Source organism: Paenarthrobacter ureafaciens (assembly GCF_004028095.1).
GTDB classification, from domain to species: Bacteria; Actinomycetota; Actinomycetes; order Actinomycetales; family Micrococcaceae; genus Arthrobacter; species Arthrobacter ureafaciens.
In genome coordinates this window covers 1465053-1489229 of the sequence record NZ_SBHM01000007.1, presented here as the reverse complement: position 1 = coordinate 1489229, position 24177 = coordinate 1465053, and the positions used below count along the sequence as shown (strand labels likewise).

Below are 24177 nucleotides of genomic sequence, written 5' to 3'. Positions count from 1 at the left end.
GAGCCTGCAGTGGTCTGGTGCTCTGACCCTACTACCGGCAGCCGCGGCCATGGTAGGCCTCCAAGGGGTCCTCTTAGCCGCCTTGTTTGGCAACGTCGGAGGGCTCCCGATCATGGCTGGCCTGCACGTCGGGCCAGAAGTCGGAGGAGATCTCGTGGGACGGGTGCCCTCCGGACCATCCCGACTCGTGGAGCCAGGAACCGTAAGGGATCTCAATCTGGAACGCGGAGAAGTCCGGGAACGTTACTCGGTCTTGCACGGCGTGTTCCTAGTTGCCCGGCACGGCGTCGCCGCCGGTCGTGACAACGTCCTCGAGCAGTACGGTCTGATCGATGACCGGCAGCCCTACGACATGTCCGAAGCTGAACATGTTGTTCGGGTCGACTTCCGCTTTGGCCCTCTTCAGGCGCTCCCGGATGCGTGGAGCCCAAGCCCGGTCGCGGTCCTCGGCATCAACAAAGTGCCCGTGCAGGTTCACGAAAGTCGAACCGCTGGAGGCCTCGCGCAGATCCTCCTGGACGGCGTCGTACACCTGCGGAAGCAGCTCCGCCAAGGGCGGGACGGCTATCCCTGCCATGAAGAAACTGAATGCCGCGTCGCGGCCGCTGACGCTGTCCTCACCGTCGGCCGAAACCGCCAGGGCACCGCCGAGGAGGCGAAGCTCCGCCATGAGAACGGGACTTTCGACGCCGGGACCGAAGTGCCGCAGGATGGCCTCCTTGGCCTGGTGATCCAGCCGGTCCAGCAGGAAACCCCGCTCACGGGCCGGAACCGGTTGGTCCGGGTCCTGGTGGATTGAATCGAACTGCGTGGACTCAAGCGGACCCGTGGCATCCATCATGAAGGGGGCGCACTGGCGCATGGGCTCCAGAAGTTGGGTGGCCACTGCGGCATCACCTTGGTACGCATAACGGAGGTGCACCACGAACTTCCCGCGGAGTGGTTCCGGGATGATGTCCATGTCCGGCAGCCGCAGGAAAGCCAACGACGCCGATGCTTCCGTTGGAAGGGTGTCCACCCACCGGCTGAACTGATCGAGGACTGTTGCCGCATGCTGGCCGTCAAAATAGACGCCGCCGGCAAAGATGTCTTCGCTGGGAAACAGGTGGAACTCGATTGCCGTGACGATCCCCAAGTTGCCCTTTCCTCCCCTGAGGAGGAAGAACAGTTCCGGGTTCTCGTCCTTGGACACGCGTCGTTGGGTGCCGTCGGCCGTGACGAGTTCGAAGGCGATGACGTGGTCGGAAGCGAAGCCGTACTTGCGGCCCATGATCGGCAGGCCGCCGCCAAGCGTGTAGCCCACCACGCCCACGTCCGTGGTGGAACCGCACAGACCCATCAGGCCGAAGGTTGCAGCGTGGTCAACCACCGCCTTCCATCGGACGCCCGCACCAACGCGGGCGGTCCTTTCGACGGGATCTATGCTCAGTTCCAACATCCGGCGGGTGCTGATCAGCAAGCCGCCCTGAATTGCATTGGAGGCACCGTGGCCGGTGGACTGGACGGCAACGGGCATGCCCTGCTCCGCTGCCCATTTCACCGCGGTTGCGACGTCCTCGGCGTCGAGGGCGCCGAACGCAACATCCGGCTGGTGCTGTGTTGAAAGGTTGAAGGCCGCTACTTCTTCAGCGAACCCTGGATCGGTAGGCGTGAACACTGGACCGCGCACGCTGAGTTTGAGTTCTGAAACGCTTGAAATGCCTAGAAAGGACGCGTGGGACTGCATGATCTTCTCTCGATGAACCGATGTGGCGGAAGCTCCCCAGCAAGCCTGAATCAGTTTATCCATCAAATTTAGATAAGAGAAGATACTTTAAATCACCCATAATTTCGGCGCCTGTCCGGGAATTGTTGGAGGTGGGGCTAGAGGTGCTTGATCATACGGGTGTTGCCCAAGGTATTTGGTTTTACCCGGGCAAGATCAAGGAACTCCGCCACGCCTTCGTCATGCGAGCGCAGCAGTTCCGAATACACCTCGGGATCCACGGCGGACTGGTCGGCCATGACTTCGAATCCATGGCGGACGAAGAAGTCCACCTCGAACGTCAGGCAGAATACGCGGCTGACGCCGAGGGTCCGCGCCTTTTCCACGAGGCTTTCCACCAGGACGTGGCCCACGCCTTTGCCCCGCCAGGAGTCGGCGGCCGCGAGAGTGCGGATTTCGGCGAGGTCTTCCCACATGACGTGCAGGGCGCCGCAACCAATAACTTCGCCATCGTCCGACTCGGCGATCTGGAACTCCTGGAGGCTTTCGTAATACGCCACGGTTTCCTTGGAGATCAGGATCCTCTCCTCGGCCAATGGAGCCACGAGCCCCTTGATCGCCGCGACGTCGCTGGTGCGGGCAGGGCGAATGCTGAAGGCGGAATCCACTCCACCATCCTAGCCAGCCGCACAGGTGCTTGTTTCCGCCGCCCGTCATCGGCTGTCATCCGTAACTTAGGCACGACCCAACCAACACTTATGCGGCTAAGTGTTGGTTAGACCCTGATTAACCAACACTTAGGGCCGTAAGTGTTGGTTAATCAGCCTACTCATGAGGCAGCACCCCGGCATCCTTGAGGTCCTGGACGCCTACGCTGCCGGCATACGCCGCATGTCGCAGGGCTGAGTGCCGGCAGCTCCTTACAGCCCGAGCTCCTCCGGCAGCTCCACGTCGAAGCCCAGCACCTGCTTGGCCAGGAAGTGCTCAACCACCTCGTACCAGATCTTCGTATGCCGGGGTTGGAGTACCCAGTGGTTCTCGTCCGGGAAGTACAGGAAGCGGTGCGGGCTATGGCCATTCCCGTCGGCCGGAAGCTGCGAGGAGGAGAGCAGCTCGTACCAAAGCCGCAGCCCTTCCCCGATCGGCACCCTGTAATCCTTGTCCCCGTGGATCACCAACATGGGCGTCTTGATGTTTCCCACGTTGAGGTGCGGCGAATTCTCCATCGCCATCTCCGCCGTCATTTCCTTGAGCCAGTACTGGGCAGCGTCGGTGGTAGGGCCGAATTGGTCCAGTGCCCAGAGGCTTGCGTGGGTAACGATCGCTTTGAACCGATCCGTTTTCCCCGCTACCCAGTTCGCCATGTATCCACCGAACGAGCCACCCATGGCCGCGGTCCGCGTTTCATCGATGTCCGGCCGTGCCACCACGGCATCGGTGATGGCCATCAGGTCCTCGAACGGCCGTTTGCCCCATTCACCCCATCCGCGCTGGATGAAGTCCTGCCCGTAGCCGGTGGACAATGCCGGGTCGGGAAGCAGCACGGCGTACCCCTTGGCCACCATCAGCCACGGGTTCCAGCGCCATGTCCAGGCGTTCCAGGAATTGAGCGGACCGCCGTGGATCCAGAGGAGAAGGGGTACGGGCTGATCACCGGAGGCGTGATCCGGCAACGCAAGAAACGCCGGCACCCGCGAACCGTCGGCAGTGGTTGTTGCCACCAGCTCCAGGCGGCCGGGATGCACGGGACGTTCCGCCGGGGCAGGCAGGCGGACCACATCGCCGGTGGCACCATCGATCCGGACTGCTTCGGCCGGGAAGTCATAGGAACTCCGGAGCGCAAAGACGCTCACCCCGTCCGGCGAGGCCACTACGTCCGTGTAGGCCGCTGCGTCCTTCGTCAGGCGCGTCACCGCACCGTCAGCGACGTTGATTCGGAAAACCGGCGACGCGCCGTCGTCGTCCGCTGTCACCAGGACCGCGCTGCCGTCCGGAAGCCAGGCGACCGGGTGCGCCCAGCGGTCCCAGTCGTGGGCAAACGGGATCAGCTCCGTGGTTTCGCCGCCTGAAACGTCCAGCAGGTGCAGTTTGACCTGCGGGGCCTGGGTGGGCGTGGTGTCGCTTTCGCTCTGCACAACCAGGGTGCGGTTGTCCGGGCTGACCGGCCCGGGGAAGTAGCTCATGCCTTCGCGGTCCAGCAGTACCTTCACGGCTCCGGTGGCGACTTCGACGGCGGCGAGCACCTCGCGGCTGTCGGCCTTGGCGAGCGCCTTCGTGAGGCTCGTGTAGATGGTCTTCCCATCGGGGCTCACCACGGTTTGTGCTTCCCGGAGCGAACCTCCGACGCCGGGGGTCAGGTTCCGCAGTTCGACCGGCGGTTGGGCGTCCACGGTGGAAGGCTTTCCGGGCTCGTTCTGTTCGCCGGGTTCCACAGCGAAGATGCGCGGTTGCGACGGGCCCAGGTCCGCGTCCCAGTATCGGACGGGGTAGCCGCTGTGCAGGATCGCCGAAACTTTGTTGTCCTTGCGGGCTTTCCGCCGCTCCTTGTCATTCTCTTCGTCGGTGGAACCGGCCAGGACCTCCCCCACAACGAACGTCGCATCGGCGTCCTTGGCGGCGAGGACTGCATTGACTCCGCCTGCCCGCGAGTGCACCACCCGGGCCTCTCCCCCGTCCGCCGGCAGCAACCACAGGGCGCTGACAGGGTCCTCATCGGGGGTCTCCGGGTCGGGGCGTGCGGACGTGAAGTAGAGGTCGCCGTTGGCTGCGAAGGCGGCGCCCGCCTCTCCCTTGGCACTCCTGGTGATGCGCCTGGCCTGCTTCTCCCCGGCAGGGTCCAGCTCCCACAGAGCCGTGACGTATTCGGTTCCCTTGCCATTGAGGGTGGCAACGGTGGTGACCAGCCGCCTGCCGTCGGGGCTGATGGTGAGTCCGCCCACGCGGGGAACTGAAAGATAGTGCTCCAGATCGTGGAAAGGCGTCTCCGGTTGCGTGCCCGGGTTGTCAGAGTCAGTCGAGTCCATACTCTGATTCAACAGGGAATGTGCCGCGCATCACAGGGTAGTTCACTAAGAGTGAAACAGTGCTTTCACATACTTTGGACTCTCCGGAGTGCATCCAGCACCGGCGCCACGCCGTCTTCCGCGACGATGCTGGCGGCCAGGACCCGCGCCCGGTCAGCGTACGATGACGTGCTGACCGCGGCTTTGATTGCCGCTGCGAGGCGCGCCGCTGTCAGTCGCTTGAAAGGGATGGGTCCAGGGCCTGCACCAAGGGCGGCCACCCGGGAGGCCCACAAGGGCTGGTCCGTGAAGACCGGCACGCAGACGGTGGGGACCCCGGCGAGGAGGCCAGCCGCCGTCGTACCTGATCCGGCGTGGTGCACAACGGCCGCCATCCGGGGAAAGAGCCACTCATGGGGCACATCCTCGATGCTGATGGCATCAGGCTCCTGCACGCCCCCGCCCTGCAAGACGGCGCGCTCTCCGGCGAGCCTGACGGCTTCCAGCGCCAGGTCTGCGTCCAGCTGCGCGCCGCTGCCAAATCCCACGTAGACAGGAGGCGGTCCGGCGGCCAGGAAATCCACCAATGAGGAGTCCGGCTTCCACTCCGGCCTTGCCGGCGGCCACCAGTAGCCGCCCATCGTCAGGCCGTCGTGCCAATCCGCCGGGCGCGGCAGGACTGTGGGGCTGATGCCATGGAGGATGGTCGCCTTGGTGCGCCGCCGACGTCGGTCAGCCGTCTGGCGCGACAGTTTTGGAAGCCCCAACTCCCGGCGTATGCGTGCGCTCGGGGCGTCGTACGGCGCGGGCCCGGAAGCCACCCGTTCACCAATCAGCCTGTTGCCCAGCCGTCCGAGGTTACGTGCGGAGCCCAACATCACCGGCGGATACGCAGCACTTGGCTCAACGGGCTGCAGGTGGGCACCGATGACCGGGATGCCCAGCGCTTCGCCGACGTCATAAGCGTAGGGAGCCACGGAGTTGGCCATGATGAGGTCCGCTCCACGTTCCGCCGCAGCCAAAGTCCCCGTGGCCGCCTGGTCCATGTAGGTGCGCAACCCACGCCAGGACTCAAGCATCCCGCTGACGGCCGGCTCCGCTCCCGCCGCACCGCGTTGGATAATCCGGGTCAGGCTGCCAGGGAGTTCCCTGTACTCGCATCCGGCCGACACCACCACCGATTCGTAGGCAGGATTGCCGGCCACGGCAACCTCAAACCCGTGCTCCTGCAGCTTGCTGCCCAGTCCTGCCATGGGAGCCACATCTCCCCGCGTTCCCGGGGCCACCATCAATACCCGCATCAACCCTCCTGCTGCCTGTTACCCGGGCCCGTTCAATTCCGGATCCCAAACAAGCAAGTGCCCCGCACACTCCTAGGAGAATGTGCGGGGCACTCTGCTTTATGGCGCTTCCACCTTTACGCGGACGGAGCGATCTCCGGGATCCGCGGCTTGGCGTTGCCTTCGAACGTGAACTTGGCGTCGTCACCTTCACCCTCGACGTCCACCACAACGATGTCGCCGGTGTGGATGTCGCCGAACAGGATCTTCTCGGACAGCTGGTCCTCGATCTCGCGCTGGATGGTGCGGCGCAGCGGCCGGGCACCCATTGCGGGGTCGTAACCACGGGTGGCGAGCAGGACCTTGGCGGCCTTGGTGAGCTCGATGCCCATGTCCTTGTCCTTGAGGCGGCGCTCCAGGCGGGTGACGAACAGGTCCACGATCTCGATGATCTCGTCCTGCGTCAGCTGCGGGAACACCACGACATCGTCAACACGGTTGAGGAACTCGGGACGGAAGTGCTGCTTCAGCTCTTCCGTGACCCGGGCACGCATCCGGTTGTAGCCGGTCTGGGTGTCCGTGCCGGACTGGAAGCCCGTTGCGACGCTCTTGGAGATATCGCGGGTACCCAGGTTGGTGGTCATGATGATCACGGTGTTCTTGAAGTCCACCACGCGGCCCTGGGAGTCGGTCAGGCGGCCGTCTTCGAGGATCTGCAGGAGCGAGTTGAAGAGATCGGCGTGCGCCTTCTCAACCTCGTCAAACAGCACCACGGAGAACGGACGACGACGGACCTTCTCGGTCAGCTGGCCGCCTTCTTCGTACCCGACGTAGCCCGGAGGGGCACCGAAGAGGCGCGAAACCGTGTGCTTCTCGGAGTACTCGGACATGTCCAGCGTGATGAGGGCGTCCTCTTCACCGAACAGGAACTCCGCAAGTGCCTTGGCGAGTTCGGTCTTTCCGACGCCGGTGGGGCCGGCGAAGATGAACGAACCACCCGGACGCTTGGGGTCCTTCAGGCCTGCACGGGTACGGCGGATGGCCTGCGACAGGGCCTTGATGGCCTCGTCCTGGCCGACGACCCGCTTGTGCAGCTCGTCTTCCATCTTCAGCAGGCGCGAGGACTCTTCCTCGGTGAGCTTGAAGACCGGGATGCCCGTGGAGTTCGCGAGGACTTCTGCGATCAGGTCCTCGTCAACCTCGGAGATGTCGTCCATGCCGCCGGACTTCCAGTTGCGCTCCTTCTCTGCGCGCTCGGCAATGAGCTTCTGCTCCTTGTCGCGCAGCGAAGCGGCACCTTCGAAGTCCTGGGCGTCAATAGCCGATTCCTTCTCCAGCTTCACGTCGGCGATGCGCTCGTCCATGGCCTTGAGCTCCGGCGGAGCGGTCATGCGGCGGATGCGCAGGCGGGCGCCGGCTTCGTCGATGAGGTCGATCGCCTTGTCCGGCAGGAAGCGGTCCGAGATGTAGCGTTCGGCCAGCTGCGCTGCGGAGGCGAGGGCGCCGTCGGTAATCGTCACGCGGTGGTGTGCCTCGTAACGGTCCCGCAGGCCCTTCAGGATCTCGATCGCGTGCGCAACCGAAGGTTCCTTGACCTGGATGGGCTGGAAGCGGCGCTCCAGCGCAGCATCCTTCTCGATGTGCTTGCGGTATTCGTCAAGCGTGGTGGCACCAATGGTCTGGAGTTCGCCACGGGCCAGCATCGGCTTGAGGATGGACGCGGCGTCAATGGCGCCCTCTGCAGCACCCGCACCAACCAGGGTGTGGATCTCATCGATGAACAGGATGATGTCCCCACGGGTGCGGATTTCCTTGAGGACCTTCTTCAGGCGCTCTTCGAAGTCACCACGGTAGCGGGAACCTGCAACCAGGGAGCCAAGGTCCAGCGTGTAGAGCTGCTTGTCCTTGATGGTCTCCGGAACGTCCCCGCGGACGATCGCCTGGGCAAGGCCCTCGACGACGGCGGTCTTGCCGACGCCGGGCTCACCGATCAGGACCGGGTTGTTCTTGGTGCGGCGGGAGAGGACCTGCATGACTCGTTCCATCTCCTGCTCGCGGCCGATCACGGGATCGAGCTTGTTTTCGCGGGCAGCCTGCGTCAGGTTGCGGCCGAACTGGTCCAGGACCACGGAACCGGCAGGGGTGCCTTCCTGCTGGCCCTGGCCGGATCCCGCACCGGCGGTTTCCTTGCCCTGGTAGCCGGAGAGCAGCTGGATAACCTGCTGGCGCACGCGGTTGAGGTCCGCGCCGAGCTTCACCAGCACCTGGGCTGCCACGCCCTCGCCCTCACGGATGAGGCCGAGGAGGATGTGCTCCGTGCCGATGTAGTTGTGTCCGAGCTGAAGGGCCTCGCGAAGGGAAAGCTCCAGCACCTTCTTTGCACGCGGGGTGAAGGGGATGTGACCGGACGGAGCCTGCTGGCCCTGGCCGATGATCTCCTGCACCTGTTCCCGGACGCCGTCGAGCGAAATGCTCAAGGACTCAAGCGCCTTGGCGGCAACACCTTCACCCTCATGGATCAAACCCAAGAGGATGTGTTCAGTACCGATGTAGTTGTGATTGAGCATCCGTGCCTCTTCTTGGGCAAGGACAACCACGCGACGGGCACGGTCCGTAAATCTCTCAAACATTTCGCCACACTCCTAGCTACGACGTACTTTGATGCTACGTGCCGAAGCGGGACTTTTGGAGCGTGTTCGCCACAGGGGAAACATGGCCCCCCGCTCCCGCCCGGGAAGCGGGTTCTTGAACGTCCGCGTTAAAGACCAAAGCCCCGGCACTCGGCCGGGGCTTTGAGGCGACGAATCAGGAATTCGCCTTCTGGTACGCTTCCTGAATTTCAGCTTGAATACGTCCACGGCTGTTTACCGTGTAACCGTTGTCACGGGCCCACTGGCGGATCTGCGCGGAATCCTGGTTGCGGGTGGTAGCTGTGCGGCCCCTCGTTGCGCGTCCGGAAGAGGTCTTCCGGGCTTTGGCGACGTAAGGCTCCAAGGCTTGACGCAGGGAAGCAGCGTTGGCCGAGGACAAATCCATCTCGTAGCTCACGCCATCCAGGCCAAAACGGACAGTTTCATCAGCTGCCCCTTCATCCAAGTCATCGACCAGGATGATTTTTACTTTTTGTGCCATGAGTAGCCTCTCTTTTGGAGGGTTGATAATCAGAAATCCCCATGTTGTATTTCTGATTATCGTTCACAGCGAGCATGCGCGTCAAAGGCATATGTGGATAAAACCCCAATGCCGGCCAATTCAGAGGCTATTTAGCCGCGTTGCCTTCGGCATCAGGACCCGAATTACGCAGATTTGCTTCCGCCTGCGCCCGGGCTTCAGCCTCACGCTCGGATTTGTCCGCATTGAATATGGACTTCATGGCAAACCAGAAGATCAAACCAACTACAACAGAGGGCGCCAGGACGGCAATGTACTCCATGATCAGTGCCCCTCAGGCTTCAGCAACGGGAACAGGATGGTCTCGCGGATGCCCACGCCGGTAAACATCATCACAAGGCGGTCGATGCCCAGGCCAATGCCGCCCATCGGCGGAGCGCCGTATTCCAGGGCGCGGAGGAAGTCCTCATCCAACTGCATGGCTTCGTCGTCGCCGGCCGCCGAACGCCGGGACTGCTCCATGAGCCGCTCGCGCTGGATCACCGGGTCAATCAGCTCGGAGAACGCTGTGCCGCGCTCCATGCCGCCGATAATGAGGTCCCAGGCTTCGATCAACCGGCCGTCCTCACGGTGCGGACGGGCAAGGGGCTGCGCCGACGGCGGGTAATCATAAACGAACGTCGGGTTCAACAGGGTCGGTTCGACGATTTCCCCGAACAATTCCACCGCGAGCTTCTCGGCATCCCACTTGGGGTCCACCTTGACGTCGTGCTTGGCAGCAATGTCCCGCAATTCCTCCACCGTGGTGTCCGGGGTAATTTCGACACCCACTGCTTCGGAAAGCCCCGGGTACACCGCAAGCCAGGACCATTCGCCGTCGAGGTTGATCTCGCCGGCTTCCGTCTGAATGGTGCGCGTCCCCACGACGTCAGCCACATTCAGGATGATTTCCTTCATGCGCTCGGCCATGACGAATTGGTCCGCCCAGGCTTCGTAGCATTCCAGGGTGGTGAATTCCGGGCTGTGCGTCGAATCCACGCCTTCGTTGCGGAAAACCCTGCCCATGTCATAAACGCGGTCAATACCGCCCACCACAGCGCGCTTCAGGAAGAGCTCGGTGGCAATGCGCAGCGTCATCTTCTGGTCAAAGGCATTCATGTGGGTTTCGAAGGGGCGGGCCGTTGCGCCGCCATGCACCAATTGCAGCATGGGGGTTTCGACTTCCACATAACCGCGGCGGTCCAGGGTGTCCCTGATGGAACGGGTAATTGCCGCACGCGTGTAAACCATTTCACGGGCTTCGTCGCGGACCATCAGGTCCACGTAGCGCTGACGGACCCGGGTCTCCTCGTTGAGTTCCGCGTGGAGCACCGGGAGGGGCCGGAGGGCCTTGGACGCCATGGACCAGGACTCGGCCATGACGGACAGTTCGCCACGGCGGGAAGAGATCACTTCGCCCTTGATGAACACGTGGTCGCCCAGGTCAACCAGGGCCTTCCACTCGGCCAGGGCTTCCTCGCCGACGTTCGCCAGGCTCAGCATCGCCTGCAGGCGCACGGCCTTGCCGTCCACGCCGCCTTCCTGGAGGGTGGCGAAGCACAGCTTGCCGGTGTTGCGGATGAACACGACGCGTCCGGTCACACCGACGACGTCGCCGGTGGTGTCGTCCGCCTCGAGGTGGGCGTACTTTTCACGGATTTCAGCAAGGGAATGAGTCCGCTCAACGCCCACGGGGTAGGCCTCCGAACCACGCTCAATCAGCTTGGCGCGCTTCTCCATACGGATGCGCATCTGTTCGCTGGCATCGGCAGGCTCTGCGGAGGTGTTCAGGGCGGGGGTGTTTGCGGAAGTCACAGTCCTTAAGTTTACCGCTGATTACGGGCCACTACTTCCGGACATAGACTCGGGCTGTGGAGACGTGGACTGTTGAAACGAACGACGGCGGTGGGCAGCTTGAGGTGCACACCTTCCGACCCCTGTCGAATGCCGCCATTCCGGGCTCGCAGGCACCCGCTGAACCGTCCGGCGTCGTCATGATCCATGGCACCCTGGTGACCGACTCCCTGTACTGGCCGTTCGCGCGGAACCTGAGCCGCATGCTGGGCCGCCCCGTTCACTGCTACAACCGTCGCGGCCGCGGGAGGTCCGCGCCCCAGCCACCGGACTACTCAGTGGAGACTGAGGTAGCCGATCTCGGTGCAGTGATGGACAAGAGCGGTTCCACTGACGTGGTGGCTCACAGTTATGGCGGCTTCGTTGCCCTGAACGCGGTGCTGAAGTCGAAGATAAACCGCTTGGTGACCTACGACGCCGCGGTGTCCCTGTCCGGCAACCTCCACGGCCGGTGGCGCCCGGAGCTGGAAGAAGCCGTCACGGCAGGGCGGCTGGACCAAGCCTGGGCCCATCTGGTCCAGGGCCTGGGCACCGCAGGACCCATTTCCTACCTGCCCATGGGCGCATTGCGAACACTCAGTATCATCTCCGCCCAGACCCGGCTGGGGTTCGAGATGCGCTCGCTTCTGCCCACCGCGGTGACCGAGATGCGCGCGGTCCTGGCAGCGGACGTTTCACTCGACGATTTCCGGTCGCTGCACACACCGACACTCATGTTGAGTGGAGGGTGGAGTCCCTCCTACTTCGCCGAAACCGGGAGAACCCTCGCCAACGCCGTTCCCGCTATCGACTTCGCAATCGTCCCCCTGCAATTCCACGAAGGTCCGCTGCGTCCGGGCCGGCGGCTGGCCTCACGGGTGGCACGGTTCCTCTCCGGAGGTCACGTCCCCGCACCCGTAGGCGCCTAGGATAATCCGGGTGAGGGAACAGGAAGTCAGAACGCACGACGGCGGCAAACTCGCCTTATACAGCTACGGGACGGTGGACGCGCCCGGGGATCGGCGCGTGATCCTGATCGGCGGGGCGTTCCTGACAGCTTTGATTTACCGCCCGTTCTCCGTGGCCTTGGCGAAGGGACTCGGCGAGGGCTGGGCCGTGGACGTCTATGACCGCCGCGGCCGGGGCAAATCCACAGACCAGCCGCACAATTACTCCATGGCCACGGAGATCGCCGACGTCCGGACCATCATGGACGCCACCGACGCCCGGAACATCCTTGGCCACAGCCTTGGCGGGGCGGTCGCCCTCAACGCTGCACAAGCCTTTGCCGGTACGCGCAATGAGCCGGCCAAGCTCGCGGTCTATGACGCCGCCGTGAACATCGACGGAAGCATGGACACGGACTGGCTGGACGGCTTTGCGGATGCCGTGAATAAAGGCGACGTCAGCCGCGCCATGGCCCGCATGAAGCGGGGAATGAATCCCGGAACCGCGCTTTCCCGCGTGCCCGAGCCCATCCTCGCAGGACTCATGGCAGTGGTCTCCAGGACCAAGGTCAACAAACTGTTCCTTGATCTCCTGCCCTCGGGAGTAGGAGAACTCAAGGCTGCCTTCGAAGCCGACGCCACGCCCCGGGACTTCTCCGTACTCCCGCCCACGACGCACTTCATGGTGGGCAAAAAGAGTCCGCAGTTCTACAAGGTGGCTGCGTCCCGGCTCAACAGGGCGGTCCCGGGCAGCACGCTTGAGGTCTCGCCCAAAGGCTTCCATGGTTCGGTCCCCGCGGCCGTCAAGGAACTGGTCAGCGATATCTCCGAGTACTTCAAGAAGTAGGTTTCAGCGGTCGGTGGACACAGTGTTCGTGTTCAGGTGCCTCAGCTAGGCTCGGTTCATGACGCGCGAGATTATCACCACACCTGACGGCGGACACCTCGAACTCTTCACCACGGGCGGTGACCTGGCAGCGAAAGGGTCCGGCGTCGTCGTCGTGCCCGCCTCCATGGTGACGGCCTCGGACTACACCCGGTTCGCGCAGAAGCTGAGCGAATCCCTTGGGCGTCCCGTTCATACGTTCAACCGCCGGGGGCGCGGCGACTCGTCTCCGCAGCCGGAGGATTACACCCTCGAGGCCGACATCCGGGACTTGGATGCCGTCATGAAGCACACCTCCAGCACCGATGTGTTCGGCCACTCCTTCGGCGGCGCAGTGGCGTTGCACGCCGCTCGGACCTTACCCGTGGAGCGATTGGCCGTCTACGACCCCGCAGTTTCCGTCAACCACAGCGTCAAGGCGGACTGGACACCGGAGTATGAACGCGCGACGGCGGCCGGCGACTATGACCGCGGCCTTGCCGTATTGATCAAGGGAGTTGAGACCGGCGGCGCCTTCTCGCGCATGCCGTTGTCCATGCTGACACTGGCCACCAAGCTGACGGCCGGCACTCCACTGGGTAAGCAGATGCGGGAGTTGATGACCTGTGGCGTGCGCGAGATCAAAGCAGTGATCGCGGCGGACATGCCGGCGGAGCCGTTCCTGGAGTTACCGCTGGAGACGCTCATTGTGGTGGGCGAGAAGAGCCCGGCGTACTTCGGGGTGGCCTGCGGCCAGATCCACGACGTCCTGTCCGGCTCCAGCTACACCATCCTCCCGGGGTTCGGCCATGACGGTCCGAACAGGGCTCCGGACAAGCTGATCACGGAGTTGTCGGAGTTCTTCGCGGGGTAGCCCGTCTGGGTGGTTAAACGTTGAAAGCCCCGTCTGTTGGCGGGGCTTTCGTGGTGTTTTGGTGGTTGATGTGGGAGACCCCCCGACCCGTGTGGGTTGGGGGGTCTCGACCTAATGGTTGTCCGGCGGTGTCCTACTCTCCCACACCCTCCCGGGTGCAGTACCATCGGCGCTGTGGGTCTTAGCTTCCGGGTTCGGAATGGGACCGGGCGTTTCCCCCACGCTATGACCGCCGTAACCTTGTTACCCGTCCCCCCTGTGTGTGGGGGTGGGAAGTGTGTGTGGTTACAACTGTGGTGCTTGGTTGCTGTTTAGTTGTGTTGTTGTGTTGGTGTTCCCGGGTTGTTGGTTGGGAACCACATAGTGGACGCGTGCAGTGTGTTGTGTGTGGTGTAAGTTGTTGGCCTATTAGTACCGGTCAGCTTCACGAGTCTTTAGTCCTCGCTTCCACATCCGGCCTATCAACCCAGTGGTCTGGCTGGGGGCCTCTCACACATAAATGTGTTTGGAAATCTCATCTTGAAGCGAGCTTCCCGCTTAGATGCTTTCAGCGGTTATCCCATCCGAACGTAGCTAATCAGCGGTGCACTTGGCAGTACAACTGACACACCAGAGGTTCGTCCGTCCCGGTCCTCTCGTACTAAGGACAGCCCTTCTCAAATTTCCTGCGCGCGCAGCGGATAGGGACCGAACTGTCTCACGACGTTCTAAACCCAGCTCGCGTACCGCTTTAATGGGCGAACAGCCCAACCCTTGGGACCTACTCCAGCCCCAGGATGCGACGAGCCGACATCGAGGTGCCAAACCATGCCGTCGATATGGACTCTTGGGCAAGATCAGCCTGTTATCCCCGAGGTACCTTTTATCCGTTGAGCGACGGCCATTCCACAATGTACCGCCGGATCACTAGTCCCGACTTTCGTCCCTGCTTGAGATGTCTCTCTCACAGTCAAGCTCCCTTGTGCACTTACACTCGACACCTGATTGCCAACCAGGCTGAGGGAACCTTTGGGCGCCTCCGTTACTTTTTAGGAGGCAACCGCCCCAGTTAAACTACCCATCAGGCACTGTCCCTGACCCGGATCACGGGCCGAAGTTAGATGTCCAAAGTGACCAGAGTGGTATTTCAACGATGACTCCACCCGAACTGGCGTCCGGGTTTCAACGTCTCCCACCTATCCTACACAAGCCACTCCGAACACCAATACCAAACTATAGTAAAGGTCTCGGGGTCTTTCCGTCCTGCTGCGCGTAACGAGCATCTTTACTCGTACTGCAATTTCGCCGAGTTTATGGTTGAGACAGCGGGGAAGTCGTTACTCCATTCGTGCAGGTCGGAACTTACCCGACAAGGAATTTCGCTACCTTAGGATGGTTATAGTTACCACCGCCGTTTACTGGGGCTTAAATTCCCAGCTTCGCCCGCAAGGGGCTAACCGGTCCTCTTAACCTTCCAGCACCGGGCAGGAGTCAGTCCGTATACATCGTCTTGCGACTTCGCACGGACCTGTGTTTTTAGTAAACAGTCGCTTCCCCCTGGTCTCTGCGGCCCACACCCGCTCCACAAAGCAAGTCTGTATCACGGGGCAGGCCCCCCTTCTCCCGAAGTTACGGGGGCATTTTGCCGAGTTCCTTAACCATAATTCTCTCGATCGCCTTGGTATTCTCTACCTGATCACCTGTGTCGGTTTGGGGTACGGGCGGCTAAAACCTCGCGTCGATGCTTTTCTAGGCAGCATAGGATCACCGGATCCCCCCATGCGGGGGTCCCATCAGATCTCAGGATCGTGCTCGAAACACACAGGAACGGATTTGCCTATCCCTGACCCTACATCCTTGGACCGGGGCTACCATCGCCCGGCCCGGCTACCTTCCTGCGTCACACCTGTTAATACGCTTGCCTCCCGGGATCAGGTCCCAGCACCAGCCCAACCATCACACCACAAGTGGCGCAACAAGAAAGACCGGCGGTGGTTAGTATCCCCCGTTCAACATGGGCGGTTTTTCGCCGGTACGGGAATATCAACCCGTTGTCCATCGACTACGCCTGTCGGCCTCGCCTTAGGTCCCGACTTACCCAGGGCAGATTAGCTTGACCCTGGAACCCTTGATCATTCGGCGGACGGGTTTCTCACCCGTCTTTCGCTACTCATGCCTGCATTCTCACTCGTGTAGGCTCCACCGCTGGTTTACACCGCGACTTCACCGCCCACACGACGCTCCCCTACCCATCCACACCCCTGAACCACGAAGGCTAGGGTAATGCGTGAATGCCACAACTTCGGCGGTGTACTTGAGCCCCGCTACATTGTCGGCGCGGAATCACTTGACCAGTGAGCTATTACGCACTCTTTCAAGGATGGCTGCTTCTAAGCCAACCTCCTGGTTGTCTAAGCAACTCCACATCCTTTCCCACTTAGCACACGCTTAGGGGCCTTAGTTGGTGGTCTGGGCTGTTTCCCTCTCGACTATGAAGCTTATCCCCCACAGTCTCACTGCTGCGCTCTGACTTACCGGCATTCGGAGTTTGGCTGACGTCAGTAACCTTGTAGGGCCCATCGGCCATCCAGTAGCTCTACCTCCGGCAAGAAACACGCAACGCTGCACCTAAATGCATTTCGGGGAGAACCAGCTATCACGGAGTTTGATTGGCCTTTCACCCCTACCCACAGCTCATCCCCTCCATTTTCAACTGAAGTGGGTTCGGTCCTCCACGACGTCTTACCGTCGCTTCAACCTGGCCATGGGTAGATCACTCCGCTTCGGGTCTAGATCACGCCACTGAACACGCCCTGTTCAGACTCGCTTTCGCTACGGCTTCCCCACACGGGTTAACCTCGCGACGTAACACTAACTCGCAGGCTCATTCTTCAAAAGGCACGCCATCACACCCATACAACCCCGAAGGGCTGCAGATGCTCTGACGGATTGTAAGCACACGGTTTCAGGTACTGTTTCACTCCCCTCCCGGGGTACTTTTCACCTTTCCCTCACGGTACTGGTCCGCTATCGGTCATTAGGAAGTATTTAGGCTTATCAGGTGGTCCTGACAGATTCACACGGGATTTCTCGGGCCCCGTGCTACTTGGGATCCTCTCCAAAGGCGGTGCCACACATTACGGTTACGGGACTCACACCCTCTCTGGCCGGCCTTTCAAGACCGTTCACCTATACGCACACCCACACCCCACCGGTCCGGCAGAACCAGCACGGAAAGTCCCACAACCCCGCCCACGCAACGCCCGCCGGCTATCACACATGGAACGGTTTAGCCTCATCCGCGTTCGCTCGCCACTACTAACGGAATCACTCTTGTTTTCTCTTCCTGCGGGTACTGAGATGTTTCACTTCCCCGCGTTCCCCCCACGCACCCTATGAATTCAGGCACGGGTCACACAATCACCTTGCAGCGTTGTGCGGGGTTTCCCCATTCGGACATCCTGGGATCACCGCTCGGTTATCAACTCCCCCAGGCTTATCGCAGATTCCTACGTCCTTCTTCGGCTCCTAATGCCAAGGCATCCACCGTGCGCCCTTAAAAACTTGACCACACAAAACCACAACCCAAACAGGCTGCGGCTGATGCACTCAATCAATTCGAGAGAACCACGACCACAAAAGGGCCAGGTTCATTCATCAAAGAAATTGCTAGAACACACAACCCACACCCCCAAAAAGAGTGCAGGACCATGTGTCCAGATGCTCGCGTCCACTATGTAGTTCTCAAACAACAACCCCGTCAACCACACCCACCCCACACAAACACGAGGGGGTGCCGGCCGCAGGAACAACAAGAAACACCAAGGATTCCCTGCATTGCTGCAAAAAGGCCCTGTTGCCTCAGGACCCAACAGTGCGCCAAACACAACCCGGCAACCAACACCCCGGACCGCTTTCCCAACAACCCCCCCACACACAAAAGTGCGAAAAGAGGGCCGCCGTACTCACGCCAGGACACCACCACCAACAGGCCATGCCAAAAAACTTGATTTGCTGATATTCCACCCATGAGCACCCACCGCAGAACAGACGCCTGCGCAATGGGCAACACTGACAACCCCGGAACCCGCCCATGCAGGCAGACCCGGACGCCGTTAGCAGCTCCTTAGAAAGGAGGTGATCCAGCCGCACCTTCCGGTACGGCTACCTTGTTACGACTTAGTCCCAATCGCCGGTCCCACCTTCGACGGCTCCCCCCACAAGGGTTAGGCCACCGGCTTCGGGTGTTACCAACTTTCGTGACTTGACGGGCGGTGTGTACAAGGCCCGGGAACGTATTCACCGCAGCGTTGCTGATCTGCGATTACTAGCGACTCCGACTTCATGGGGTCGAGTTGCAGACCCCAATCCGAACTGAGACCGGCTTTTTGGGATTAGCTCCACCTCACAGTATCGCAACCCTTTGTACCGGCCATTGTAGCATGCGTGAAGCCCAAGACATAAGGGGCATGATGATTTGACGTCGTCCCCACCTTCCTCCGAGTTGACCCCGGCAGTCTCCTATGAGTCCCCGGCCGAACCGCTGGCAACATAGAACGAGGGTTGCGCTCGTTGCGGGACTTAACCCAACATCTCACGACACGAGCTGACGACAACCATGCACCACCTGTAAACCGGCCGCAAGCGGGGCACCTGTTTCCAGGTCTTTCCGGTCCATGTCAAGCCTTGGTAAGGTTCTTCGCGTTGCATCGAATTAATCCGCATGCTCCGCCGCTTGTGCGGGCCCCCGTCAATTCCTTTGAGTTTTAGCCTTGCGGCCGTACTCCCCAGGCGGGGCACTTAATGCGTTAGCTACGGCGCGGAAAACGTGGAATGTCCCCCACACCTAGTGCCCAACGTTTACGGCATGGACTACCAGGGTATCTAATCCTGTTCGCTCCCCATGCTTTCGCTCCTCAGCGTCAGTTACAGCCCAGAGACCTGCCTTCGCCATCGGTGTTCCTCCTGATATCTGCGCATTTCACCGCTACACCAGGAATTCCAGTCTCCCCTACTGCACTCTAGTCTGCCCGTACCCACTGCAGAACCGGAGTTGAGCCCCGGTCTTTCACAGCAGACGCGACAAACCGCCTACGAGCTCTTTACGCCCAATAATTCCGGATAACGCTTGCGCCCTACGTATTACCGCGGCTGCTGGCACGTAGTTAGCCGGCGCTTCTTCTGCAAGTACCGTCACCCCCAAAGAGGGCTTCTTCCCTACTGAAAGAGGTTTACAACCCGAAGGCCGTCATCCCTCACGCGGCGTCGCTGCATCAGGCTTTCGCCCATTGTGCAATATTCCCCACTGCTGCCTCCCGTAGGAGTCTGGGCCGTGTCTCAGTCCCAGTGTGGCCGGTCACCCTCTCAGGCCGGCTACCCGTCGTCGCCTTGGTAGGCCATTACCCCACCAACAAGCTGATAGGCCGCGAGTCCATCCAAAACCACAAAAAGCTTTCCACCCCCCACCATGCGATGAGGAGTCATATCCGGTATTAGACCCAGTTTCCCAGGCTTATCCCAGAGTCAAGGGCAGGTTACTCACGTGTTACTCACCCGTTCGCCACTAATCCCCGGCGCAAGCACCGGATCATCGTTCGACTTGCATGTGTTAAGCACGCCGCCAGCGTTCATCCTGAGCCAGGATCAAACTCTCCGTTCAAAAACAAAAAACGAAACACAACCACCCCCACCGGAAATCACGGCAAGAAGCAGCTGCAAATCTGAAACCAGCTGAAAACCAAACCACCACACACGGGGGTGCGCAATGGCCCGGCAAAAATTCAACCAATCAAAAAACAATCGGTATCAACAAACTTGGCACACTATTGAGTTCTCAAACAACAGACCCTCCAAAACATCACCCCGAAGCCACACCACACACAGCAGCGCAACCCAACCAGGGCCATTGGAAAAGAAGAGTTATTTTTGGCCGCCTGCCCGAACCGTACACACCTTCCGGCTTTCCGTTTCGCTCCCGGCGACTCAGAAAACAATACACGCCCCCAACCCCCAACGCAAATCCACCCCCAAACAGCCAAACGAGGGCTGAAATCACCCCCTGGTACTACGGGCTGTCGCGGCCATTTGGCTCTGCGGGATGGCGCGCAGCGATGTTCCCGTTGCCGGCAGACCAACTGGCGAGGAAGTCGAGTTGGTCCTGGGCGTGGCTGCCCGGCTCGGCTGAGTAGGCGATCAGTATCAGCCCTTCGCCAGGGAGTTCCAGCGCGTCTCCGGTAAGTTCAATCTCTCCGACGAGGGGGTTGCGCATGGTCTTGCGGGCGGTACGGTGAAAGCGGACATTATGGCGCGCCCACCGGGTGGAGAATTCAGTGCTGCCCGCAGCCAGGTCGCCGATAAGGCTGTTGAGCGCGCGGTCGCGGGGGTTCCTGCCGGATTCGGCGCGCATGGCCGACGCAAAGTCATCGGCGAGAGTATCCCAGTCCACAAAGAAGTCCTTGGACCGCGGGTCCAGGAACATGAACCGTGCAAGGTTCACAGGAAGCATCCCGGGGCTGAGGATCCCGGTGTAGAGGGCGAAGCATAGGTTGTTGGCAGCGAGCACGTCGGTGCGGGCGTTCCGGACGTAAGCCGGTGTCCCGGTCATTCCGGCGAGGACTCTTTCGATGCTGGGGCGAACCTCCGCCCGTGCCCGCCGTGGTCCGGACGCGCGGTCTGGCGCGGCGGCCTTGGCCAGATCGAACAGGTGGGCGCGTTCTGCCTCGTCGAGCTGTAGTGCCCGGGCGAGGGAGTCAAGAACGGAGTCCGACACTCCCCGGAGGTTGCCGCGTTCGAGCCGGGCGTAGTACTCGCTACTGACGCCGGTGAGCATGGCGACTTCCTCGCGTTTGAGCCCGGAAACCCTTCGGGTTCCTCCATAGTCGGGCAGCCCTGCCTGGGTCGGGGTGATGCGGGACCTGCGGCTCATAAGGAACTCGCGGACGTCGTTGGTGGTGTCCATGGCTTCTAGGCTACGGCGGGGCGTGATGGTCTAACAGGAACTGCCAGTACACCGCACAACAGACACTCCCGCGCGAATGAGGGGGCTGGTTTTCTTGAATCAGACCGTCCCCCCTCATCGAAAGGACACCATGTCCGTGTCTACCGACAACCGCCCGACAGTGGATGCCCGGCCCAGGGCCTCCCTGGCCGTGGCGATGCTCGGGTTCTTCGTTGTCGCCCTAGATGCCCAAATCGTCAACGTCGCACTGCCCGCGATTCGCAACGACCTCGGCGGGGGCCTGTCAGGTCTGCAATGGGTCGTGACCGGTTACACCCTGATGTTTTCCGCCCTCCAACTGTTCGCCGGAACATTCTCTGACAGGGCCGGCGCGCGACGCGCCTACGGGATAGGCATGATCGTCTTCGTGGTTGCTTCCGCTGCCTGCGCGTCAAGCCCTTCGCTCCCGGTACTTGTCGGAGCCCGCATTCTGCAGGGCATTGGCGGGGCGATGATCACCCCGGCGTCCCTGGCCCTGATCCGGGAAGCACACCACGACGCCGCAGCCCGCGGCCGCGCCATCGTGTACTGGGGGCTGGGCGGTTCCGTGGCCGCTGCAGCAGGTCCGGTACTGGGCGGGATACTCACGCAGCTCGACTGGCGGCTGATCTTCTTCGTCAACCTGCCCGTCGGAGCCGTCGCCCTGGGAGTCCTCTCGCGCGTCGCAGTATCGCCCCGCCGGCCGGCACCCTTCGACTGGGCCGGACAGATCAGTGCCGTCGTCGGGCTCGCAGCCGTGACCTATGGCATCATCGAAGGCGCCGAGTCCGGGTATGGAAGTACTGCCATTGTTCTCATGTTCGCCCTCGCCGTCGTGTCCCTTGCCGTTTTCGTCATCGCGCAGACCCGGGGGCAGCATCCGATGATTCCGCTGGACCTGTTCCGCCCCCGCGCCGTGTCCACCGCACTGATCATCGCGGTGGTCACGATGGCCGGTTTCTACGGACTCGTGTTCGTTCAAAGCCTCTACTTCCAGCAGGAACGCGGGGCGTCCGCCCTGGAAACCGGGCTGCTGTTCCTCCCGATGACGGCCCTTGTCGCCATCCTGAACCCTTGGGTTGGCCGTCTCATGACCAGGTACGGGCATGTGGCCATGATCGCCGCCGGCCAAGTGATCATGGCCGCAGGCCTGATCGGACTGTGCCTGCTGCCAGCGGACGCTCCGGTGCTGCTGGTAGCAGCGCTCATGGTCCCGGTCGGGGTCGGCGGGTCCTTCACCGTCCCGTCCATCATTTCCCAGGTCATGGACAACTTCCCTGCCGAACGGGCCGGCACCGCCAGCGGACTGGCCAACACCGCCCGGCAAGTTGGCGGCTCCCTCGGCGTGGCCATCTTCGGCGCGGTACTCGCCAGCGGCGGGTTCATCACCGGGTTGCGCGCCAGCCTCGGCGCAACCGCGGTGGTCCTCATCGTCCTCGTCACGGCATCCCTGGCATTGCAGCGGCGGCGGCACACAACCGCCTAACAGACCCAACCAGAAGGAAAGGAACAGGCATGCGCCTCGCAGTTCCCGGACCCACGACCAAGGGCCCGGCCGAAAAGTTCACCGGCAACGTATACCTCAACCCACTGCACTCAGCTGCGAGCCCCTCCCGGCTAGGGTTCGCGATGGTCCAGTTCGCCCCCGGCGCCCGGACCCACTGGCACTCCCACCCGCTGGGCCAAACACTGCACTGCACCGGCGGAACAGGACTCGTGACCACCAGGGACGGCAAAGTCATCCTCATGCGCGCCGGAGACACCGTGCATACCCCTCCCGGAGAAGAACACTGGCACGGCGCGACTTCGGAATCCCTGATGTGCCACTTGGCCCTGGTCGAACACGACGACGGCCATACGGCAACGTGGCTCGAACCCGTCAGTGACCAGGACTACCAAGCCGCACACTCCAAAACCCACCCACAACCCACAGCAGAACAACGCTAAGGAAAACCATGAAAAACGTCACCCTCAACAACGGCGTCGAAATGCCGATCCTCGGCTTCGGTGTCTTCCAGATCCCCGAAGAAGAAACCCAGGCCGCCGTCGAAGCAGCCCTCGCCACCGGCTACCGGCACCTCGACACCGCCGCGTCCTACGGCAACGAAGAAGCCGTCGGCGCCGCGATAAAAGCCAGCGGCATCAACCGCGACGAACTGTTCATCACCACCAAGCTCTGGATCCAGCACGCCCCGACCGGCAACGTCTACAACGACACCAAGGAGTCCTTCCAGAACTCCCTGAACCGGCTCGGACTGGACTACCTCGACCTCTACCTGATCCACCAGCCGCTCGGTGACTATTACAGCGAATGGCGCGCCATGCAGGACCTGAACAGGGAAGGCCTTTCCCGGGCCATCGGCGTCTCAAATTTCCACCCGGACCGACTTGTGGACCTCATCGGCCACAATGAGATCGTCCCGGCCGTGAACCAGATCGAAACCCACCCGTTCCACCAGCGTGCCTCCGACCAGGAACTCATGCGCGAACGCGGCGTGCAGATCGAATCCTGGGGGCCGTTCGCCGAAGGCAGGAACAACCTGTTTACCGACCCGGTCCTTAGCGTCATCGCCGACGAACAGGACAAGTCCGTCGCCCAGGTCGTGCTCCGTTGGCTCATCCAGCGCGACGTCGTCGTGATCCCCAAGTCAGTCCGGCCCGAGCGCATGGCCCAGAACCTTGACGTCTTCGACTTCACCCTCACCGAAGAGCAGATGAATCAAATCGCGACACTGGACACCGGCGCCAGCCTCTTCTTCGACCACCGCGACCCCGCCATGGTCAGCTGGCTTGGCAACCGCCGCTACAGCTGAGCACCGCAGGAACCACAGCCTCGGCGCCTGCCCCGTGAGCGGCCTGGGCAACGCAACACTGCACAACAACTCCCTTAGGAAGGACAACCCATGACCGCCCCGCAACAGACCAGGGCCCAACAACTCATCGGCGACTTCGCCCCCAAGCTCGTCGAACTGACAGACGACGTTCTCTTCGGCGACATCTGGGAACGGGCAGAACTCTCCCCCCGCGACCGCAGCCTCGTAACGGTGGCCAGCTTGGTCACCAACAGCAGCACTGACCAGCTCCGCGGACACCTCGCCCGCGCACGAGCCAACGGCTTGACCGAGGCTGAACTCAAAGAAGCGATCGTCCACCTGGCTTTTTACGCCGGATGGCCAAAAGCCATGTCAGCAATCACGGTTGCCAGGGAAGTTTTCGCAGGACCCTGACTGGAGGGTAGCCCGTCCGGGTGGTTAAACGATGAAAGCCCCGTCTGTTGGCGGGGCTTTCGTGGTGTTTTGGTGGTTGATGTGGGAGACCCCCCGACCCGTGTGGGTTGGGGGGTCTCGACCTAATGGTTGTCCGGCGGTGTCCTACTCTCCCACACCCTCCCGGGTGCAGTACCATCGGCGCTGTGGGTCTTAGCTTCCGGGTTCGGAATGGGACCGGGCGTTTCCCCCACGCTATGACCGCCGTAACCTTGTTACCCGTCCCCCTGTGTGGGGGTGGGAAGTGTGTGTGGTTACAACTGTGGTGCTTGGTTGCTGTTTAGTTGTGTTGTTGTGTTG

Annotated in this window: 17 protein-coding genes and 4 rRNA genes; 7 read left to right on the top strand and 14 right to left on the bottom strand. The window is 61.8% G+C overall.

Annotation, left to right across the window (positions count from 1 at the left end; genetic code table 11):
• Nucleotides 1-73 precede the first annotated feature (73 nt).
• The 9 genes from AUR_RS11215 to lysS form a co-directional block, all read right to left on the bottom strand.
• Entirely contained in the window at nucleotides 74-259 is a 186-nt protein-coding gene (locus tag AUR_RS11215; protein WP_021471353.1) for a hypothetical protein, read from the bottom strand.
• A gap of 9 nt (nucleotides 260-268) precedes the next feature.
• A complete protein-coding gene (locus AUR_RS11210) occupies nucleotides 269-1657 on the bottom strand; it encodes an FAD-binding oxidoreductase (RefSeq protein ID WP_241650913.1) in 1389 nt (462 codons plus the stop codon).
• 206 nt (nucleotides 1658-1863) lie between these two features.
• Nucleotides 1864-2373: an amino-acid N-acetyltransferase gene (locus tag AUR_RS11205; RefSeq protein ID WP_021471355.1), complete on the bottom strand. Its 510-nt coding sequence runs from the start codon at nucleotides 2371-2373 to the stop codon at nucleotides 1864-1866.
• A 252-nt stretch (nucleotides 2374-2625) separates the two neighbouring features.
• A complete protein-coding gene (locus AUR_RS11200) occupies nucleotides 2626-4728 on the bottom strand; it encodes a S9 family peptidase (RefSeq protein ID WP_206616241.1) in 2103 nt (700 codons plus the stop codon).
• 65 nt (nucleotides 4729-4793) lie between these two features.
• A complete protein-coding gene (locus AUR_RS11195) occupies nucleotides 4794-6008 on the bottom strand; it encodes a glycosyltransferase (RefSeq protein ID WP_062094563.1) in 1215 nt (404 codons plus the stop codon).
• A 116-nt stretch (nucleotides 6009-6124) separates the two neighbouring features.
• Nucleotides 6125-8617 carry an ATP-dependent Clp protease ATP-binding subunit gene (locus tag AUR_RS11190; protein ID WP_021471358.1) on the bottom strand — a complete coding sequence of 831 codons (2493 nt, stop codon included), beginning with the start codon at nucleotides 8615-8617 and terminating at the stop codon, nucleotides 6125-6127.
• Nucleotides 8618-8792: 175 nt separating this feature from the next.
• Entirely contained in the window at nucleotides 8793-9119 is a 327-nt protein-coding gene (locus tag AUR_RS11185; protein WP_062094561.1) for a histone-like nucleoid-structuring protein Lsr2, read from the bottom strand.
• Nucleotides 9120-9246: 127 nt separating this feature from the next.
• Nucleotides 9247-9420 carry a hypothetical protein gene (locus AUR_RS20295; protein WP_021471360.1) on the bottom strand — a complete coding sequence of 58 codons (174 nt, stop codon included), beginning with the start codon at nucleotides 9418-9420 and terminating at the stop codon, nucleotides 9247-9249.
• 2 nt (nucleotides 9421-9422) lie between these two features.
• Nucleotides 9423-10952, bottom strand: coding sequence for a lysine--tRNA ligase (gene lysS, locus AUR_RS11180; RefSeq protein ID WP_062094559.1), 1530 nt, complete (start codon nucleotides 10950-10952; stop codon nucleotides 9423-9425).
• 56 nt (nucleotides 10953-11008) lie between these two features.
• On the opposite strand from lysS, the gene AUR_RS11175 reads away from it, so the two are divergent.
• From AUR_RS11175 to AUR_RS11165, 3 genes are read left to right on the top strand one after another with little or no spacing between them, the layout of a single operon-like run.
• On the top strand, nucleotides 11009-11899 hold the full coding sequence (locus tag AUR_RS11175; RefSeq protein WP_062094557.1) for an alpha/beta fold hydrolase: 891 nt from the start codon (nucleotides 11009-11011) through the stop codon (nucleotides 11897-11899).
• A 10-nt stretch (nucleotides 11900-11909) separates the two neighbouring features.
• Complete coding sequence (locus tag AUR_RS11170; protein WP_062094555.1) at nucleotides 11910-12764, top strand: alpha/beta fold hydrolase; 855 nt, start codon at nucleotides 11910-11912, stop codon at nucleotides 12762-12764.
• A 58-nt stretch (nucleotides 12765-12822) separates the two neighbouring features.
• A complete protein-coding gene (locus AUR_RS11165) occupies nucleotides 12823-13656 on the top strand; it encodes an alpha/beta fold hydrolase (RefSeq protein ID WP_062094554.1) in 834 nt (277 codons plus the stop codon).
• A gap of 120 nt (nucleotides 13657-13776) precedes the next feature.
• Here AUR_RS11165 and rrf (AUR_RS11160) read toward each other — a convergent pair.
• From rrf (AUR_RS11160) to AUR_RS11145, 4 genes are all read right to left on the bottom strand, one after another.
• Nucleotides 13777-13893: ribosomal RNA gene (rrf, locus tag AUR_RS11160) — 5S ribosomal RNA — on the bottom strand.
• 150 nt (nucleotides 13894-14043) lie between these two features.
• Nucleotides 14044-17205, bottom strand: a 23S ribosomal RNA gene (locus AUR_RS11155).
• A gap of 560 nt (nucleotides 17206-17765) precedes the next feature.
• Nucleotides 17766-19294: ribosomal RNA gene (locus AUR_RS11150) — 16S ribosomal RNA — on the bottom strand.
• Together the 16S, 23S and 5S rRNA genes form the textbook arrangement of a ribosomal RNA operon.
• A gap of 405 nt (nucleotides 19295-19699) precedes the next feature.
• Nucleotides 19700-20593 carry a helix-turn-helix transcriptional regulator gene (locus AUR_RS11145; protein WP_128397147.1) on the bottom strand — a complete coding sequence of 298 codons (894 nt, stop codon included), beginning with the start codon at nucleotides 20591-20593 and terminating at the stop codon, nucleotides 19700-19702.
• 130 nt (nucleotides 20594-20723) lie between these two features.
• Between AUR_RS11145 and AUR_RS11140 the strand changes: the two genes are divergently transcribed.
• The 4 genes from AUR_RS11140 (at nucleotide 20724) to AUR_RS11125 (ending at nucleotide 23838) form a co-directional block, all read left to right on the top strand.
• Nucleotides 20724-22097 (top strand): MFS transporter, encoded by a 1374-nt coding sequence (locus AUR_RS11140; RefSeq protein ID WP_128397146.1) that lies wholly within the window; start codon nucleotides 20724-20726, stop codon nucleotides 22095-22097.
• A gap of 29 nt (nucleotides 22098-22126) precedes the next feature.
• Nucleotides 22127-22558, top strand: coding sequence for a (R)-mandelonitrile lyase (locus AUR_RS11135; protein WP_021474816.1), 432 nt, complete (start codon nucleotides 22127-22129; stop codon nucleotides 22556-22558).
• 8 nt (nucleotides 22559-22566) lie between these two features.
• Complete coding sequence (locus tag AUR_RS11130) at nucleotides 22567-23424, top strand: aldo/keto reductase (RefSeq protein ID WP_069695444.1); 858 nt, start codon at nucleotides 22567-22569, stop codon at nucleotides 23422-23424.
• Between the two features lie 90 nt (nucleotides 23425-23514).
• Nucleotides 23515-23838: a carboxymuconolactone decarboxylase family protein gene (locus tag AUR_RS11125; protein ID WP_128397145.1), complete on the top strand. Its 324-nt coding sequence runs from the start codon at nucleotides 23515-23517 to the stop codon at nucleotides 23836-23838.
• 131 nt (nucleotides 23839-23969) lie between these two features.
• Here the strand turns inward: AUR_RS11125 and rrf (AUR_RS11120) are convergent.
• A 5S ribosomal RNA gene (gene rrf, locus AUR_RS11120) occupies nucleotides 23970-24086 on the bottom strand.
• Nucleotides 24087-24177 lie beyond the last annotated feature (91 nt).